The sequence below is a fragment of the Clostridium polynesiense genome (assembly GCF_000820705.1).
GTDB classification, from domain to species: domain Bacteria; phylum Bacillota; class Clostridia; order Clostridiales; family Clostridiaceae; genus Clostridium_AA; species Clostridium_AA polynesiense.
This window is the reverse complement of the sequence record NZ_CCXI01000133.1, coordinates 80,832-96,864: the sequence shown is the minus strand read 5'-3', so window position 1 is coordinate 96,864 and position 16,033 is coordinate 80,832. Positions and strand designations below refer to the sequence as shown.

14 protein-coding genes are annotated in these 16,033 nt (G+C 36.1%); 12 read left to right on the top strand and 2 right to left on the bottom strand.

Annotated features, from left to right (window positions below):
• The first annotated feature begins 27 nt into the window (after window positions 1-27).
• Window positions 28-2,370 carry an immune inhibitor A domain-containing protein gene (locus tag TA89_RS13520; protein ID WP_052447508.1) on the top strand — a complete coding sequence of 781 codons (2,343 nt, stop codon included), beginning with the start codon at window positions 28-30 and terminating at the stop codon, window positions 2,368-2,370.
• 82 nt (window positions 2,371-2,452) lie between these two features.
• Here the strand turns inward: TA89_RS13520 and TA89_RS13515 are convergent, their stop codons facing one another.
• Window positions 2,453-2,638, bottom strand: coding sequence for a hypothetical protein (locus TA89_RS13515; protein WP_040214105.1), 186 nt, complete (start codon window positions 2,636-2,638; stop codon window positions 2,453-2,455).
• A 273-nt stretch (window positions 2,639-2,911) separates the two neighbouring features.
• Between TA89_RS13515 and TA89_RS13510 the strand changes: the two genes are divergently transcribed.
• From TA89_RS13510 to TA89_RS13500, 3 genes are all read left to right on the top strand, one after another.
• The gene (locus TA89_RS13510) at window positions 2,912-3,487 is read left to right on the top strand and encodes a nucleoside recognition domain-containing protein (protein ID WP_040214104.1); all 576 of its coding nucleotides are present in this window, start codon (window positions 2,912-2,914) and stop codon (window positions 3,485-3,487) included.
• Between the two features lie 24 nt (window positions 3,488-3,511).
• Entirely contained in the window at window positions 3,512-4,036 is a 525-nt protein-coding gene (locus tag TA89_RS13505; RefSeq protein WP_040214103.1) for a spore maturation protein, read from the top strand.
• A 179-nt stretch (window positions 4,037-4,215) separates the two neighbouring features.
• Window positions 4,216-4,404 carry a hypothetical protein gene (locus TA89_RS13500; RefSeq protein ID WP_040214101.1) on the top strand — a complete coding sequence of 63 codons (189 nt, stop codon included), beginning with the start codon at window positions 4,216-4,218 and terminating at the stop codon, window positions 4,402-4,404.
• 126 nt (window positions 4,405-4,530) lie between these two features.
• Here the strand turns inward: TA89_RS13500 and TA89_RS13495 are convergent, their stop codons facing one another.
• Window positions 4,531-5,730 carry a dicarboxylate/amino acid:cation symporter gene (locus tag TA89_RS13495; RefSeq protein WP_040214099.1) on the bottom strand — a complete coding sequence of 400 codons (1,200 nt, stop codon included), beginning with the start codon at window positions 5,728-5,730 and terminating at the stop codon, window positions 4,531-4,533.
• A gap of 281 nt (window positions 5,731-6,011) precedes the next feature.
• Here TA89_RS13495 and TA89_RS13490 point away from each other — a divergent pair, with 281 nt between their 5' ends.
• The 8 genes from TA89_RS13490 (at window position 6,012) to TA89_RS13455 (ending at window position 16,015) form a co-directional block, all read left to right on the top strand.
• Window positions 6,012-7,205: a glycine C-acetyltransferase gene (locus TA89_RS13490; RefSeq protein WP_040214098.1), complete on the top strand. Its 1,194-nt coding sequence runs from the start codon at window positions 6,012-6,014 to the stop codon at window positions 7,203-7,205.
• Window positions 7,206-7,227: 22 nt separating this feature from the next.
• On the top strand, window positions 7,228-8,184 hold the full coding sequence (locus TA89_RS13485; protein WP_040214097.1) for an L-threonine 3-dehydrogenase: 957 nt from the start codon (window positions 7,228-7,230) through the stop codon (window positions 8,182-8,184).
• Between the two features lie 132 nt (window positions 8,185-8,316).
• Complete coding sequence (locus TA89_RS13480) at window positions 8,317-8,754, top strand: ACT domain-containing protein (protein ID WP_052447507.1); 438 nt, start codon at window positions 8,317-8,319, stop codon at window positions 8,752-8,754.
• Window positions 8,755-8,883: 129 nt separating this feature from the next.
• Complete coding sequence (locus TA89_RS13475) at window positions 8,884-10,125, top strand: aminopeptidase P family protein (RefSeq protein WP_040214095.1); 1,242 nt, start codon at window positions 8,884-8,886, stop codon at window positions 10,123-10,125.
• A gap of 43 nt (window positions 10,126-10,168) precedes the next feature.
• Window positions 10,169-10,582, top strand: coding sequence for a hypothetical protein (locus tag TA89_RS13470; RefSeq protein ID WP_040214094.1), 414 nt, complete (start codon window positions 10,169-10,171; stop codon window positions 10,580-10,582).
• A gap of 203 nt (window positions 10,583-10,785) precedes the next feature.
• The gene (locus tag TA89_RS13465; RefSeq protein WP_040214093.1) at window positions 10,786-12,135 is read left to right on the top strand and encodes an MATE family efflux transporter; all 1,350 of its coding nucleotides are present in this window, start codon (window positions 10,786-10,788) and stop codon (window positions 12,133-12,135) included.
• 59 nt (window positions 12,136-12,194) lie between these two features.
• A complete protein-coding gene (locus TA89_RS17790; protein ID WP_052447506.1) occupies window positions 12,195-12,644 on the top strand; it encodes a MarR family winged helix-turn-helix transcriptional regulator in 450 nt (149 codons plus the stop codon).
• Window positions 12,645-12,754: 110 nt separating this feature from the next.
• The gene (locus TA89_RS13455; protein WP_040214091.1) at window positions 12,755-16,015 is read left to right on the top strand and encodes an SNF2 helicase associated domain-containing protein; all 3,261 of its coding nucleotides are present in this window, start codon (window positions 12,755-12,757) and stop codon (window positions 16,013-16,015) included.
• The last annotated feature ends 18 nt before the right edge of the window (window positions 16,016-16,033 follow it).

The window sequence follows — 16,033 nt, the reverse complement described above, 5'->3', positions numbered from 1 at the left end:
TGGAAAATAATTAAGAGGTGGTGTAAAATGAATTCAAAAAAACTTACAGCACTAATGCTGTCAGTCAGTGTTGCTTTAGGAGCCGGATGCAGCTACAGGGCATTTGCAAAGGGAAATAATATTACAAAGGGAAATAATATTACAAAGGGAATAGAGCTAATAGAGCTGTCCTCCTTTGAAGAAAGTATTTCCCAGGCACCGGCAGATGTAAGCATTGCAAATGAAGAGAGAATAATTGAAATGCTTAAGAAGGAAGGTAAAATTCCTCAAGATGCTGATTATGCTAAAGCCAGAGAAATCTATATGAGCTATCTGAGAAAGGCCGCTGAAGGTAACAAAAGGATTCCTTTAACTAAAATGGAGAAAAACTTAAAAGCAAAGCAGAGTCAGAAGGTGCAAAAGTATAAATTTGAACAAAGCACTCCGGATACTAATCCAAAGAAGGTTAATGTATTAGTGCTTTTAGTAGACTATAAAGACTACAGTCATAACAAAATACAGCCAGAGGAAACTGACATGTTTTATAAAGACTATAATAAAGAACATTATGAAGCAATGATATTCGGTCAAAATGGCTATAAAGGGCCAAAGGGTGAAAATCTTATATCTATGAGGCAGTATTATGAGCAGCAGTCAGGAGGAAGTTTATTGATAGAGGGGAAGGTAGCAGGCTGGTATACTTCCCCTTATACTGCAAAATATTACGGGGAGCAGATAGGTAATTCCCACGATGCAAGGCCTAGAAGTCTTGTAGCTCATGCTCTTCAGCTGGCTTCAAAGGATCCCGGAATTAATTTTGCAGAATTTGATAAAGAGGACAGATATGATTTAGATGAGGACGGAAACTATGATGAGCCCGATGGAATAATAGACCATCTTATGGTAATCCATGCAGGTGTAGGACAGGAAGCGGGTGGAGGCAGCCTAGGCTCTGATGCTATATGGTCTCATAGATGGAATTTAGGCGGAATATACAAAATACCGGGAACTGATTATAAAGCCTTTGATTATACCATGGAGCCTGAAGACGGAGCTGCAGGAGTTTTTTCTCATGAATTTGGTCATGACTTAGGGCTGCCTGATGAATATGACACTCAATACACCAGTGAACTGGGAGAGCCCATATCTAACTGGTCAATTATGTCTTCAGGAAGCTGGGCAGGAATTATACCTGGAACAGAGCCTACAGGTTTCAGCCCTCTTGCAAAGGAGTTTTTCCAGGCTGTATATGGTGGTAATTGGCAGAAGTCTATAAATATTGATTATAATAAAATCACATCTGCAGGTGTAAGGGTGAATTTGAGACAGGCCAGCGAAGAGGGACAAGTTGTTAGAATAAGTCTTCCAGATAAAGCAACCACTATAACTAAGCCTTTTAGCGGAAAGTATGCATACTTCGGGGATAAAGGTAAGGATGGAGCACCTATATTAACCTCTATGACCACAGAAATAGATTTAACTCAATATACTTCCCCTTCATTACAATTTAAGACCTGGTATGATATTGAACAGGGCTGGGATTTTGCATCAGTACAGGTTAAGGTAAAGGGTACTTCCCAATGGACTTATTTAAAAGGGAATATAACCACCACAGAGCATGATCCTGATGCTGCGGTACAGGTTCCCCATGGAATTACCGGTAATTCAGCAGGCTGGGTGGATGGAATATTCGATTTGAGCAGCTTTTCAGGGAAAAATGTAGAGTTAAAATTCGAATATGCTACAGACAGCTACAGTTATGGTGCAGGGTTCTATTTAGATGATATTAAGGTTATATCAGGAGATAAGGAAATATTCTTTGATGACAGTGAAAAAGGGGCTAAATTCCTGCTTAACGGCTTTAAGTTGGATACAGGAATAGCATACACCCCGCATTATTATTTGGTGGAATGGAGAAACCATCATGGTGTAGACAAAGGACTTGCTCATGTTTCCAGCTTAGGACAGCTAATACCTTATGAGCCAGGTATGGTAGTATGGTATGTTGATAACTATTACGGTGACAACTGGACAGGAATCCACCCCGGAGATGGATATCTTGGAATAGTTGATGCGGACCAAAAAAATATAACTTGGACATTTAATGACGTTACCGCTAAGCCCCTTCTTGCAAGCGGAAAGTATCAAATGAGAGACGCAGCTTTCAGCAAAATGAAGGAAGGTGAAATGCTTGTGGATTTTAGTTCTTTATATGGAAGAAAGGCTGTAGACAGCAATAGATTTAATGAACCAAACTTTGACGACAAGAGAAATTATCTAAACAGCGAGATACCATCACTTGGACGAAATATTCCGAAGCTGGGCTTAAAAATTCAAATATCACATCAGGAAAGAGACAACAGTGGTGCTTCGCTGATAATTAAAAAATAGCTTAGAGCTCATTTAAAGGATGTAATACAGGCATAATAAAAGACCATCAGGAGATATTATTTAGAGATATCTCCAGGTGGTCTTAAATTATTCCCTGAGATTTTAAAAGAGCCTCAAGCTCAGTTACCTTTTCGTTAAGCTTAATGAATTTACTTTTTAAATCCTCTTTAGAAAAGCCATCTTTATCGATATTTTGTTCTAAAGCTTCTACAGCCTCTAAAGCTTCTTCAATTTCCTGCTGAGCTAATTTCATCATATCTTCTTTCATAAGCGGTCTCCTTTTTCGGTGTTTAACTTACCTTTCTATGTTATCACGGTAAAAAATCTTATGCAAGGGAGAAAAAGAAAGACCCAAAAAATATCTGCTTCAGCAAAACTTATATAAAAACATATAAAGAATTAAATAGAAGATTAATTCATATATATTTAATAAGCATGGGAAAATGTTTTGAAGAATTGTGTACAAGCCTTCTTATCAAGAGTTATAGAAAAGGAAAAGAGCTTCAGCTATTTAATCATTTTATTTTATGGAGGAAGTATTATGATAAATTATATATGGTTTTTTATGGTTTTTATAGGCATCTGTGCCGGAATGATTTCCGGAAGGGGAGAAGAAATATCAAAGGCTGTAATAGCATCTGCCGGAGGCACTGTAGAATTGATTATAGGCCTTACAGGACTTATGTGCCTTTGGTGCGGAGTTATGAAAATTGCAGAAAAAAGCGGATTAACAGGAAAAATAGCATTGGTTTTAAAGCCAATTTTGAAGCTTCTTTATAAAGATGCATCCAGAAGAGAAAGTGCTTTAGGTGCTATTGTGATGAATCTTACTGCTAACATGATGGGACTTTCCAATGCAGCTACTCCTTTTGGAATTAAAGCAATGGAGGAGCTTCAAAGGCTTAATGTGAATAAGGAGAGGGCCTCTAATGACATGGTGCTTTTTTTGGTAATGAACGCAGCCTGTCTGCAATTGGTTCCAAGCACTGTAATATCCATCAGAGCAGCCAGCGGTTCACAGTCACCTGGAATAATACTTATACCTGCAATTATATCCACCTTCTGTGCAGCTTTAGTAGGAATTATCTGTGCAAAGGTGCTGGAAAAATACTTTTAAATAAAGCTTATAAGGAGAATTGCCGTGTTTTCATATATATTAAAATCCATTATACCTCTTATAATAGTTTTGATAGTGCTTTATGGTATGGTAAAAGGGAAAAAAGTGTATGAGTGGTTTATTGAAGGAGCAAAAGAGGGGTTAGGAGTATGTACCAGAATTTTTCCTTATCTCCTTGCAATGCTTATTGCAGTAAAAGTATTCCGGGAATCCGGAGCTTTAACTTTATTCAATAAGGCACTGTCCCCGGCGGCGGGACTTATAGGCCTTCCCTCAGAGCTTATCCCTTTAGTGCTAATCAAGCCCTTATCCGGCAGCGGAGCTTTAGGAGTATTCACTGAAATTCTTAAGGAATTTGGACCGGACAGCACTGTTGGTTTAACAGCATCAATAATAATGGGAACTACTGAAACCATATTCTATACTCTCACCGTCTACTATGGCTCTGTGGGAATAAAAAAAATAAGACATACCCTTTGGGCTGCGGTGCTGGCAGATGCTGCAGCTATTATTGCTGCGGTTACTATAGTTAGGCTTTTCTTTGCATAATATAATGTTTCCTTGTTATAATGAAGCTTTTTTAAATAAATCTTAATGATTAGATAAGAAATTCTTAATAATATCTTTAGATATAAAGTGCATAATTATTTTTATAAGATAGAACTAAAAGCACTTTAATATCGTCTAATATTATAGAAGGTATTTTAGGGAAGGGAGTGGGTTATAACATGGAGAATAAAAAGGAATATGCAGATAAAGAATTTACCTACATAGCTAAAGGTATATGTTTTGGATCAGCAGCGGGAGTATTAATAGGAGCTATTTTTACCCATCCCGCTTTTGGAATGACATTAGGAGCCGTAGCAGGAGTAGTTGCGGGAGAGATTTACTATTGGTGCCAGGCACGTGACAAGTGACAAAAATATATTATAAAATTGCCGATACTATTATTTATATGATTTAACACAATAAAGAAAGCATTGTTTACATTCCTTTCCCGTAAACAATGCTTTCTTATTTATGTCAATTATAAAATATAATGGTTAGGCTTGTATCTTATTCTTCTCAACCTCTGCAGGGCGGGCGCCTTTTATAGAGTCTACTATAATAGCTATAGCATTATCTCCTGATACGTTGCAGGCAGTTCCAAAGCTGTCCTGAGTGATGTATAAAGCTATCATAAGTGCAAGCTGAGCTTCAGTGAAGCCTAACATTGTCTGAAGTATTCCTAAAGCAGCCATAACAGCACCTCCTGGTACTCCGGGGGCTGCAACCATTGTTACTCCAAGCATAGCTATGAAGCCCATCATCTGAGGCAGTGTAAAGCTTACGTTGTTAAGCATCATAACTGCAATGGCACAGGCTGTTAAGGTTATGGTGCTTCCGGATAAGTGAATGGTAGCGCAGAGTGGTACAACGAACTCTCGTATTCCTTTACTTACACCATTCTTTTCTGCACATTGAAGGTTTACAGGTATGGTAGCAGCTGAAGACTGGGTACCTATAGCTGTAAGATATCCAGGAATCTGATTTTTTAAGCATTGGAATAAATTCTTTTTACCTATAGCAGATGCAACGATAAATTGTACTACTATTATGGTTAAATGCATTGCTATAACGATGAGGAAAACCTTCCAGAAAACAGAAAGCACCCTTCCAACCTCACCTGCATGAGTCATGTTAGCAAATATACCCATAATGTGGAATGGCAATAATGGAACTATAACCTTTGATATAGTTGCCTCCATTATTTTTTGGAATTCTACTGAAGCGGTGTAAAGAGTCTCGCTTTTCCCCTTAAGAGATGCAATGCCAAGGCCCAGTAAAAAAGCAAGGATAAGTGCTGTCATAACAGGCATTAAAGGTGGCATTTCAAGCTTAAACAGGGAAGCTAAAAGCTTGTCCTCAGGATTCACAGCGTTGCTTAAGGATGAAGTTTTAGAAATAAAGGTTGGGAATAAAGATATTGAAACCACATAAGCAAATAAGCCGGCAATAAGAGTAGAAGCATAGGCTATTACTGTGGTTATTCCCAGCATCTTTCCTGCTCCGGCACCAAGATCTGCAATTCCGGAAACTACAAAACCCAGAATGATAAGAGGAATAGCAAATCCTAAAAAGTTACCAAAGATATGGTTGAAAGTTGCGAGGACCTGTACAACAAAGGCAGGTGCAAAGGCACCAAGGAGTATACCGATAATAATAGCTGCAATGAGCTTTGGTATAAGACCAATTTTTTTCATAAATACAACCCCCTTTTATTTAGACTAATAGTCTTAGTAAAATATTAACATTACAGAATAAGTAAAGCAATCATTTGCCTTGATTATAAAATTGTGGAAAATGGAGAAAAACGCAACAAAATGTAATCGTTTTAAGCAGGAGAGAAAAAAACAGCAAATTTAGGTTTTTTTATTATATAAAAGAATAGATAGCTTTCATATAGTCTGTTATAATATATTAGAAGACAAAAATCAAAATTTGTTTTTAATATACATACTTTAAGTTAAAGGAGGAAATAATAATGGGAAGTAAAGCTTTAGAAAAATTCTTGAAAGAAAATCTTGAGGATCTAAGAAGTAAAGGATTATACAACGAAATAAATTCTTTGCAGGGGGCCAATGGACCCATTATAAAAGTAAATGGTAAAGAACTTATCAATCTTTCTTCTAATAACTACCTAGGACTTGCCAATGATCCTAGAATGAAAAAAGCTTCTTTAGAAGCTACAGAAAAATACGGAGTAGGTGCCGGTGCAGTAAGAACTATAAATGGTACCTTAGAAATTCACGACGAATTAGAAAAAAAGCTGGCAGAATTTAAGCACACTGAAGCAGCTATAGCTTTTCAATCAGGCTTTAACTGTAATGCGGGAGCAATTCAGGCTGTAATGAACAAAAAAGATGCGATATTATCCGATGAGCTTAACCATGCTTCTATAATAGATGGCTGCAGATTATCAGGAGCCAAAATAATAAGATATAAGCACAACGATATGAATGACTTAAGGGAAAAGGCAAAGGAAGCCAGAGAAAGCGGTTTATATGAAAAGCTTATGGTAATTTCCGATGGAGTTTTTTCCATGGATGGAGATGTAGTAGATCTTCCAGGAATGGTTAAGGTAGCAGAAGAATTTGATCTTATAACCTATATCGATGATGCTCACGGTTCAGGGGTTATGGGAAAAGGTGCAGGAACCGTTAAACATTTTGGACTATCCCACAAGGTAGATTTTCAAATGGGTACTCTTTCAAAAGCTATTGGTGTAGTAGGAGGATATGTAGCAGGATCTAAGGATCTTATCGACTGGCTTAAAGTTAGAGCAAGGCCATTTTTATTCTCAACCTCACTTACACCAGCAGCAGCCGGTGCTTGTATCGAAGCATTAAGAATTATGACTGAAAGCACAGAACTTCATGACAAGGTATGGGAAAACGGTAATTACATGAAGGAAGGTCTTAAGAAATTAGGATTTAACATAGGAAACAGTGAAACTCCTATAACTCCATGTATAATCGGAGAAGAAAAGCTTACTCAGGAATTCAGCAGAAGACTTATTGAAGAAGGAGTTTACGCAAAATCCATAGTATTCCCAACTGTACCTTTAGGCACAGGCAGGGTAAGAAATATGCCTACAGCAGCTCACACTAAAGAAATGCTTGATAAGGCACTTTCTATATATGAAAAGGTAGGGAAAGAACTTAAGGTAATAAAATAATATCATAATGGGGGGATTTACAATGAAAAGAATACTTGTAACAGGTTCTCTTGGGCAGATAGGCTCAGAATTAGTAAATCATATGAGAAAGATTTATGGTACTGACAATGTAATAGCTACAGACATAAGAAGACCTGAAAATAATGAAGTGGTATTAGGCGGACCTTTCGAGGAATTAGACGTGCTCAACGCATCAAAAATGGCTGAAGTAGCAAAAAAATATGATGTTGATACTATAGTCCATCTGGCAGCGTTGCTGTCTGCAGTAGCAGAAGCAAAGCCTGTTTTAGCCTGGCAGATAAATATGGGAGGGCTTTTTAATGCTCTTGAGGTTGCAAGGGAGCTTAATTGTAAGTTCTTTACCCCAAGCTCCATAGGAGCCTTTGGTGAAAGTACTCCTAAGGATAACACTCCTCAGGATACTATTCAGAGACCAGGTACTATGTACGGTGTTACAAAGGTTTCAGGAGAACTGCTTTGTGATTATTATTTTAAAAAGTTCGGTGTAGACACTAGAGGGGTAAGATTCCCAGGGCTTATATCCTATGTTGCTCCTCCAGGAGGAGGAACCACAGATTATGCAGTAGATATTTACTATAAGGCACTGCAGGAAAAAAGCTATACCTCCTTTATTGCAGAGGGCACTTATATGGATATGATGTATATGCCTGATGCATTAAATGCTATAGTTACACTTTTGGAAGCGGATCCTTCAAAGCTTAAGCACAGAAATGCCTTTAATATAACTGCTATGAGCTTTGAACCATCCCAAATAGCAGGAGAAATCAAAAAGCATATTCCGGAATTTAAGATGAGCTATGATGTGGATCCTGTTAGACAGGCAATAGCGAACTCATGGCCTAATTCCATCGACTGCACTGCAGCTAAAGAGGAATGGGGCTTTAAAGCGCAGTATGATCTGCCATCTATGACTAAAGATATGCTGGAAAAGCTAAAGATAAAGCTTAACATAAAATAATTTGTAAACAGATTGTTCCATTAATGGTGTTCTGGAGGTTATAATTAATTCAGGATGCCATTAATTTTTATTTTATAGTAAGAAATATTTTGTTTGACATTTTAATTTTTAGGTAGAAGGATGAGGATACAAATGGAAGATAGATTTTATGTAGTTAATGGAGAAATTCTTCAGGATGTTATTAAAAAGGTAGTAGAGGTTAAAGAGCTTCTGCATAAAGGCATGGTGAAGGATATAACTGAAGGGGTTAAGACTGTAGGCATAAGCAGAAGTGCTTATTATAAATATAAAGATAAGGTGTTTCCTCTCACAGAAGGAGCCCAAAGCCAAAAGGCTACCATAGCCCTGCTTATCTCCCATGATCCCGGAGTATTGTCCATGGTTTTAGATACCATTGCAGCTAATAATGGGAATGTCCTTACCATAAATCAGGACTTGCCTATAAACAATTCAGCAAATGTTACCATTACCTTAGATATATCCAGTTTAAATACAGATATCAGGAATGTTATGAATATACTTGGGGAAAACCCCCAGGTCTTGAAAACCAAGCTCATAGCCATGCAGTAAGTTTAATATGATTTATGGATATATTAATCTCACAGTGATATAATAATTTAATAGATATTTTTGCTGTAAAAGGTTTAAATACACAGTCCATAATATTATAAAAATGATTTATAAATAGAGGTGAAGAGGATGAATAAAGAAGTCTTTGAGAAAAACAGGGTAAAACTATTAAACAGGATAAAAGAAAATTCTCTAGTGGTTTTATATTCAGGAAAGTCTGTAAAAAAATCTGCTGACGAGCACTACAGGTTTACTCCTAATAGAAACTTTTACTATCTTACAGGTATAGATGAAGAAGATATCCTTCTTATTCTTGCAAAAATAGACGGAGAGTTTGTAGAAAAACTGTTTATTAAGGAACCTAATCCAGAGCTTGAAAGATGGGTGGGAAAAAGCATAAGAAAAGAAGAGGCAGAAAAGATATCAGGCATAAAGGACATAGCTTATGCAGATACCTTTAACGCTGCTCTTCACAGCTACATTTTCAATAATGAAATAAATGACATATATATGGATCTTGAAAGGGACAGTTATGACAGTTTAGAAAGCATAACAGAAAGATATGCTTTGAAGATTAAAAATAAATATCCACAAGTAACTATAAAAAATATATACAACATCATTGCGGAACTTAGAATGGTAAAGTCTGATGAAGAGGTTGAAGAAATCAAAAAAGCAATAGAAATCACCATTAAAGGTGTTCATGCTTTAATGAATAACGCAAAACCCGGAATGAGAGAATGCGAATTGGAGGCATATTTTGATTTTGTGTGCAAATCAAAGGGAGTTACAGACTATGCTTTTAAAACTATAGCGGCATCAGGGGTTAATGCAACTGTACTCCATTATGTAGATAATAACTGTATGATTGAAGATAATGATTTAGTACTGTTTGATTTAGGAGCTCAGCTGAATTATTATAATGCGGATATTACAAGGACTTTCCCTGCTAACGGCAAGTTTACTGAAAGGCAGAAGGAAGTATACAATGCGGTTTTAAGGGTGAATGAAAGAGTAATTGAGGCTATAAAGCCTGGTGTGAGTTACTTAGAACTTAATAAGCAGTCCAGAGAATGGATAGGAGAAGAATGCGTTAAGCTTGGACTTATAAAAGATAAATCCGAAGTATCAAAGTATTACTGGCATGGAATAGGACATAGTCTTGGCATGGATACCCATGATGTAGGAAAAAGGGACATTAAGTTCCAGCCAGGAATGGTTTGGACAGTAGAGCCCGGTATATATATCGAAGAGGAAAAAATAGGGGTTAGGATAGAAGATGATGTTCTTGTAACTTCAGAGGGAACAGTTAATTTAACTGAGGGCATGATAAAATCCGTAGAAGATATCGAAGCCTTCATGAATAGATAATAATATATAATTTAAGCTGTATTTTGGCATGAGAGGTAGCAAAATGGATTTATTTAAAGGAAGATATGGATTTGATAAGTTATCTACAATAATTTTATTAATAGGAGTTCTGCTGCTCTTATGGAGAGGTACCATTGCCTTTGGAATAATTGCTATAGGCTTTGCCTTTTGGAGGGCTTATTCTAAAGATATATTTACAAGAAAAAGCGAGCTTTATAAATTTGAAGGCTGGATAAGCAGAAGCTTTAAAGGTGGGCAGGGAAATGGCGGCTCTGGAAGCTTCAGAGAAACCTTTAGATATTATAAAGAACAGGCGGAAAAGTATATATATCAGAAAAAGAACTATAAAATAGTGAAGTGTGAAAAATGCGGTCAGAAGCTTAGGCTTCCAAGAGGAAAAGGAAAAATCACAGCCACCTGCAGAAGGTGCGGCTATGAATTTAAAATGAAAACTTGATAAATGCATAAAGGGATAATGGACAAAGAACTCTCCGGATTCTATACCATCATCCCTTTTTTGTGTATGTACCGAGAATTTTAGCGGAGAAGATTGTGCATACAATTTAAATCTTAAAAACATTTTTTTGTTTGACCTTAAAATCATTTTAGTATAAAATAATTTTATTGTAAAATGATTTACGTATGATGGAGGGCTAACAAATGAAAGATATGACAAAGGGAAATGAAGGGAAGCTTATATTTAGCTTTGCACTTCCAATGCTTATAGGGAATGTATTTCAGCAGTTATACAACACTGTAGACAGCATAATAGTAGGAAGATATGTAGGGAAAGAAGCGCTGGCAGCGGTAGGTACAAGCTTTCCTATAGTATTTCTTCTCATTTCTTTAATAGCGGGAATTACTATGGGATCTACCATATTGATATCTCAATATTATGGAGCGAAGGATATGGAAAGAGTTAAAAGCACTATAGATACTACTTATATCTTTTTGTTTTTTGCTTCTATTTCCATCACCGTAATAGGTTTAATAAGCAGTACAGCACTTTTAAAGCTTCTTAAAACCCCGGATGAGGTTTTTGTTCAAGCTAAAAATTATCTGAATATAACCTTTATCGGAATGATAGGAATGTTTGGTTATAATTCCATCAGTGCTATACTGAGGGGGCTGGGGGATTCTAAGACACCTTTAAGGTTTCTTATAATATCTACAGTAATTAATACAATACTGGATATAATATTTGTTATACCTTTAAAAATGGGAGTGGAAGGGGCAGCGTGGGCAACTATAATAGCTCAATTTTGTTCTTTTATATTTGGAATCTACCACTTAAATAAAAATCATGAAATATTTAAATTTAGAATCAAAAATATCAAATTCCATAGGGATATTTTTAATCTTTCCATAAAGATAGGAATACCTTCAGGTATACAGCAGGTTCTGTTTTCAGTGGGAATGATGGCTATGCAGAGTTTGATAAACGGATTTGGTGCTGACACCATGGCTGGCTTTAATGCTGCTTCAAAGGTTGACTCCTTTGCTTCCATGCCAGTAATGAATTTTGGTGCCGCTATATCTACCTTTGTAGGTCAGAATATTGGAGCGGGGAAGACAGAACGGATAAAAAAGGGCTATAGGTCAACAATGATAATGGTTATAGGTATTTCTTTGATGACTTCTGTAGTTATCAATATATTCGGTGAACAGCTAATAGGGCTGTTCAATACAGAGCCTGGGGTTATAAAAGAAGGAAAGGCATATATAGTAAGGGTTGCCTCCTTTTATGCTGTGGTTGGAGCTATGTTTATCACTAACGGAGTTATGCGGGGAGCAGGAGATACTATAGTTCCTATGATAACCTCTTTGTTATCCATGCTGGTTATAAGAGTTCCTGTGGCTTATTTCCTTGCAGAAAGGTTAGGCAGTAATGGTATATGGTGGTCAATTCCTGCAGGATGGGTTATCGGAGCTGCTTTAACCCAATTTTATTATCATTCAGGAAGATGGAAAAAGAAGGCTTTAATAAAAATGAAGCCCATAGATAATTAAAAAATTATTGCAATAGCAATCTGGAATAGTATTATAAATTTAAAAGAGGTGTATCAACTGTGGAAACAAAGGAAACCGCAATGAATATTATCGAATTAGCTATGATATTAAAAAAGCTAATAAGGACTGTCCAAGCTAATATAAATAATAGGAGTTTTTCTGAATCTCAATACAGAACTCTTGCAAAGCTTGAAAAAATGGGGAGGTCTCCGCTTAAGAGGTTAAGCGACAGCATGGCGGTTTCCACCTCAAGTCTCTGCATCATGATGAATAAGCTGCACGAGGAAAATTTAGTGAGGAGAGAAACTGATAGTGAGGATAGAAGAAATACGCTGTATGAGCTCACTGAAGAGGGAAGGAAACTTCTTACAAGTGAAAGAGAAATCATGATAAAAGAGCTTACAAGACTTATTAGTTCTTTAGAAGAGGATAAAAAAAGATCTTTAGTTTATAATCTGAAGGAACTGAAGGAAATATTAGGGGATTTAGAAAAAAATTATAATGATTAGTAATAAATATATAAATGTATATTGTTGGTTTTTAGCTTTAGTTTTTCACCGGTTTCGTTTATAATAATATTGTGAAATATTTATCAGAGTTTCTGAGTAGGAGTAATATAATGATTTACGATGAAAAAATAATTCATAATTATGCAGAGAAAGAAAATTTAGAAAAGGGAAAAAATCTCTACAATAGCGGTGCTGTAGAGGACTTTGTGGTGCAGATTTATTCCACTGAAAATACCTCTATAAACAGGTATTACATAGATACATGGGTTAAATCAAAGGAAAGCAAGTCCTTATACAATGTTCAGATAAGTTTTAACGACAGCAGCGGATTTACAGGTTTCTACTGCGACTGCCCCTACTTTAATGAAAGCTACAGAAGAAAAGGAATATGCCCTCACATATCATCAGTGCTCATAAAGTTTTTTAACGAAAAAATTAATCTTGTTACTGAGGAGAGGAGTACCTTTCAAAGCGTAAAGCTAATAAACAAGCTGGATAAGATGCTTTTAAGCAGTGAGGTTAAAAAAGAGAAACTCAATATAAAAATACATTATTATTATTTCACCTCAGGAAGAATTAAAAGTCATGTTGAGGTTAAGATAGGCATTAACAGATTATATATTGTAAAAGATATGGAAAAATTTTTGGAATGTATTGATGGAGGACCACCTTATAACTTATCCAGCACTTTTACTCTTGATTTAGATAATCAGGAATTTAAAGAGGAGGATAAGAAGCTTATAGATTTATTTAAGGATATCTATGAGTTTAATAAAATAAACAGATTAAGTTCTGATTATGACAGAGGAAGGGTAAAGCTTCTGGAGGGAAGAAAGCTGTTTATTCCTTCGAGACAGGTTCAAAATTTCTTTAAGGCAGTCTCTCATATGGAGATTAAAACCACCATTAACAGTACGGAAATAGGTGAGGTATATTTTTATGAAGAGGATCTGCCGCTGGACTTTTCAGTTTATAAAGAGGAAGAAAACATAGTAGTAAATCCAAAAGGGGAACTTCCATTAAGCCTGGATGATGAAAACAACATTTTCTATTATAAGGAAGGTATATATAAGCCTTCAAAGGAACAGGTAAAACTGTATTTAATTCTCCAGGAGGCCATGGGAAATTCAGAAGAACCTTTGTTTAAAATAAAAAGTTCTGAGGGAGAAAAATATGGATCCTATATGCTGCCCCTTTTAAGGAATATTGGAAAAAATATAGAAATAGATAATGAAATTAAAGATGCTTATATAATTGAAAAGCTGAAAGCAAAAGCCTATATAGATAAAAAGGGAAGCAAAATAAAATGCAGCCTTATCTATAGCTACGGTAACGAAGAAATACATGTTCCTGAGGAAGATAGCAGCAAGGATAACTCTGCTCTCATACTCAGAGATAAATTCAAAGAGAAAAATATTGAAAGACTGATTTCAGAGCTTAACTTTAAAAAGGAAAAACAGTGCTTTATGCTTTCAGGAGAGGAAGATATATTTTATTTTCTGAAAAATGGAGTGGTAAAGCTTCAGGAACTATGCGACATATATTACTCAGAGGATTTTAAAACCCTTAAAATATACGATCATTCTAATATTCAGGCAAAATTAAGCATAAATAAAAATAATCTGCTGCAGATAGACTTTTTTATTAAAGATCTAAATAATAAGGATATAGCTGCGCTGTTTAAAGCTATTAAAAATAACAAGAAATACTTTAAACTGAGTAAAGGAAGCTTTATTGATCTTGAAAATAAAGAACTTAAAAAGCTTGTAGATTTTGTTGAAAATATGGGTATAGAAAAGCCGCAGTTAGAGGAAGGTACTGTTATGCTTCCTTTATATAAAGCCTTTGCTGCACAGCAGATTACAAATTTGGAGAACATAACAAATGTAGCTATGGAGGAAGAGTTAGCCCAAGCCTTAAAGGAAATAAAGAGTTTTAAAGGGCTTGAGACATCTGTTCCTGAGGAGCTTGAAGGAGTTTTGAGGGAATATCAGAAGCTTGGATACACCTGGCTTAAGTATATAGCATACATGAAGTTCGGAGGGATATTAGCAGATGAGATGGGGCTTGGAAAAACCCTTCAGTCTATTGCGTTTCTTCTCTCTGAAAAGCATAAAGGTACCTCGCTAATCGTTGCTCCTACTTCCCTTGTTTATAACTGGAAGGAGGAAATAGAAAAGTTTGCACCTTCACTTAAGGCTGTGATAATAAACGGAACACCGGAAGAGCGTGCAGAGCAGATAATGAATCTTAAAAACTGCGATGTGATAATAACCTCCTACGGTTTACTGAAAAAGGATATAGAGATATATAGAGAGCAGAGTTTTTACTGCTTCATACTGGATGAGGCTCAAAATATAAAGAATCCTTATTCACAAAATGCTGTATGCGCCAAAGAAATAATCAGTGAGGTGAGGTTTGCCCTTACAGGCACTCCAATTGAAAATTCCTTATTGGAGCTATGGTCATTATTCGATTTTATAATGCCCGGATATCTTTTAACCTATAATGGATTTATATCAAAGTTTCAAGGACCTATATCTAAAAATAGCCAAGCGGAGGCTTTAAACAAGCTCAACTCCCTTATAAAGCCTTTTATACTCAGAAGGGTTAAAAAGGATGTAGCCTTAGAGCTTCCACCTAAAATCCATCATAAGGTGTATGTTGATATGACCAAAGAGCAGAAGGAGCTATATATGGCATATCTGGCAGCTGCCAGCAGTAAAATCCGTAAAGAAATAAATATAACAGGCTTTGAAAAAAACAGGATTAAAATATTGGGGGCTCTTACAAGGCTTAGGCAGATATGCTGTGATCCCAGATCCTTTGTGGAGAACTATCAGGGGGAAAGTGCAAAGATTCAGATGCTTATAGAGCTTCTTCAGCAGGCGGTAGAGGAAAAACACAAAGTTTTGGTGTTTTCACAGTTTACTTCGGTTTTAAAAAATATAGGAGCAGAGCTTAAAGATATAGATATTGCTTTCTATTATCTGGATGGAAGCACTTCCTCTGAGGAGAGAATAAACCTTGTAAACAGGTTTAATGAAAGTCATACTACCTCTATTTTTCTAATATCACTTAAGGCAGGAGGTACAGGCCTTAATCTAAACAAAGCTGATATAGTTGTCCATTTTGATCCCTGGTGGAACCCGGCAGTAGAGGATCAGGCTTCTGACAGGGCACACCGTATAGGGCAAAAAAATACCGTTGAAGTTATAAAGCTTATAACTAAAGGGACTATAGAAGAAAAGATATACAGGCTTCAGGAAGGAAAAAGAAGAATAATAAGCAGCGTTTTTCAGGAGGAAAAGCGGGGAGGCTTTATAAAGAGTTTTACTGAAAAGGAGCTTTTAGAACTTATAGGCATTTAAAAACTGCAGGGAGGAAAT

Bases quoted from the DNA above. Each gene is read 5' to 3' on its own strand.
- TA89_RS13500 (WP_040214101.1), top strand. From the start codon at position 4,216: ATGGAGAATAAAAAGGAATATGCAGATAAAGAATTTACCTACATAGCT.
- TA89_RS13465 (WP_040214093.1), top strand. From the start codon at position 10,786: ATGAAAGATATGACAAAGGGAAATGAAGGGAAGCTTATATTTAGCTTT.
- TA89_RS13520 (WP_052447508.1), top strand. From the start codon at position 28: ATGAATTCAAAAAAACTTACAGCACTAATGCTGTCAGTCAGTGTTGCT.
- TA89_RS13490 (WP_040214098.1), top strand. From the start codon at position 6,012: ATGGGAAGTAAAGCTTTAGAAAAATTCTTGAAAGAAAATCTTGAGGAT.
- TA89_RS13470 (WP_040214094.1), top strand. From the start codon at position 10,169: ATGGATTTATTTAAAGGAAGATATGGATTTGATAAGTTATCTACAATA.
- TA89_RS13455 (WP_040214091.1), top strand. From the start codon at position 12,755: ATGATTTACGATGAAAAAATAATTCATAATTATGCAGAGAAAGAAAAT.
- TA89_RS13515 (WP_040214105.1), bottom strand. From the start codon at position 2,638: ATGAAAGAAGATATGATGAAATTAGCTCAGCAGGAAATTGAAGAAGCT.
- TA89_RS13485 (WP_040214097.1), top strand. From the start codon at position 7,228: ATGAAAAGAATACTTGTAACAGGTTCTCTTGGGCAGATAGGCTCAGAA.
- TA89_RS13480 (WP_052447507.1), top strand. From the start codon at position 8,317: ATGGAAGATAGATTTTATGTAGTTAATGGAGAAATTCTTCAGGATGTT.
- TA89_RS13510 (WP_040214104.1), top strand. From the start codon at position 2,912: ATGATAAATTATATATGGTTTTTTATGGTTTTTATAGGCATCTGTGCC.
- TA89_RS13475 (WP_040214095.1), top strand. From the start codon at position 8,884: ATGAATAAAGAAGTCTTTGAGAAAAACAGGGTAAAACTATTAAACAGG.
- TA89_RS13495 (WP_040214099.1), bottom strand. From the start codon at position 5,730: ATGAAAAAAATTGGTCTTATACCAAAGCTCATTGCAGCTATTATTATC.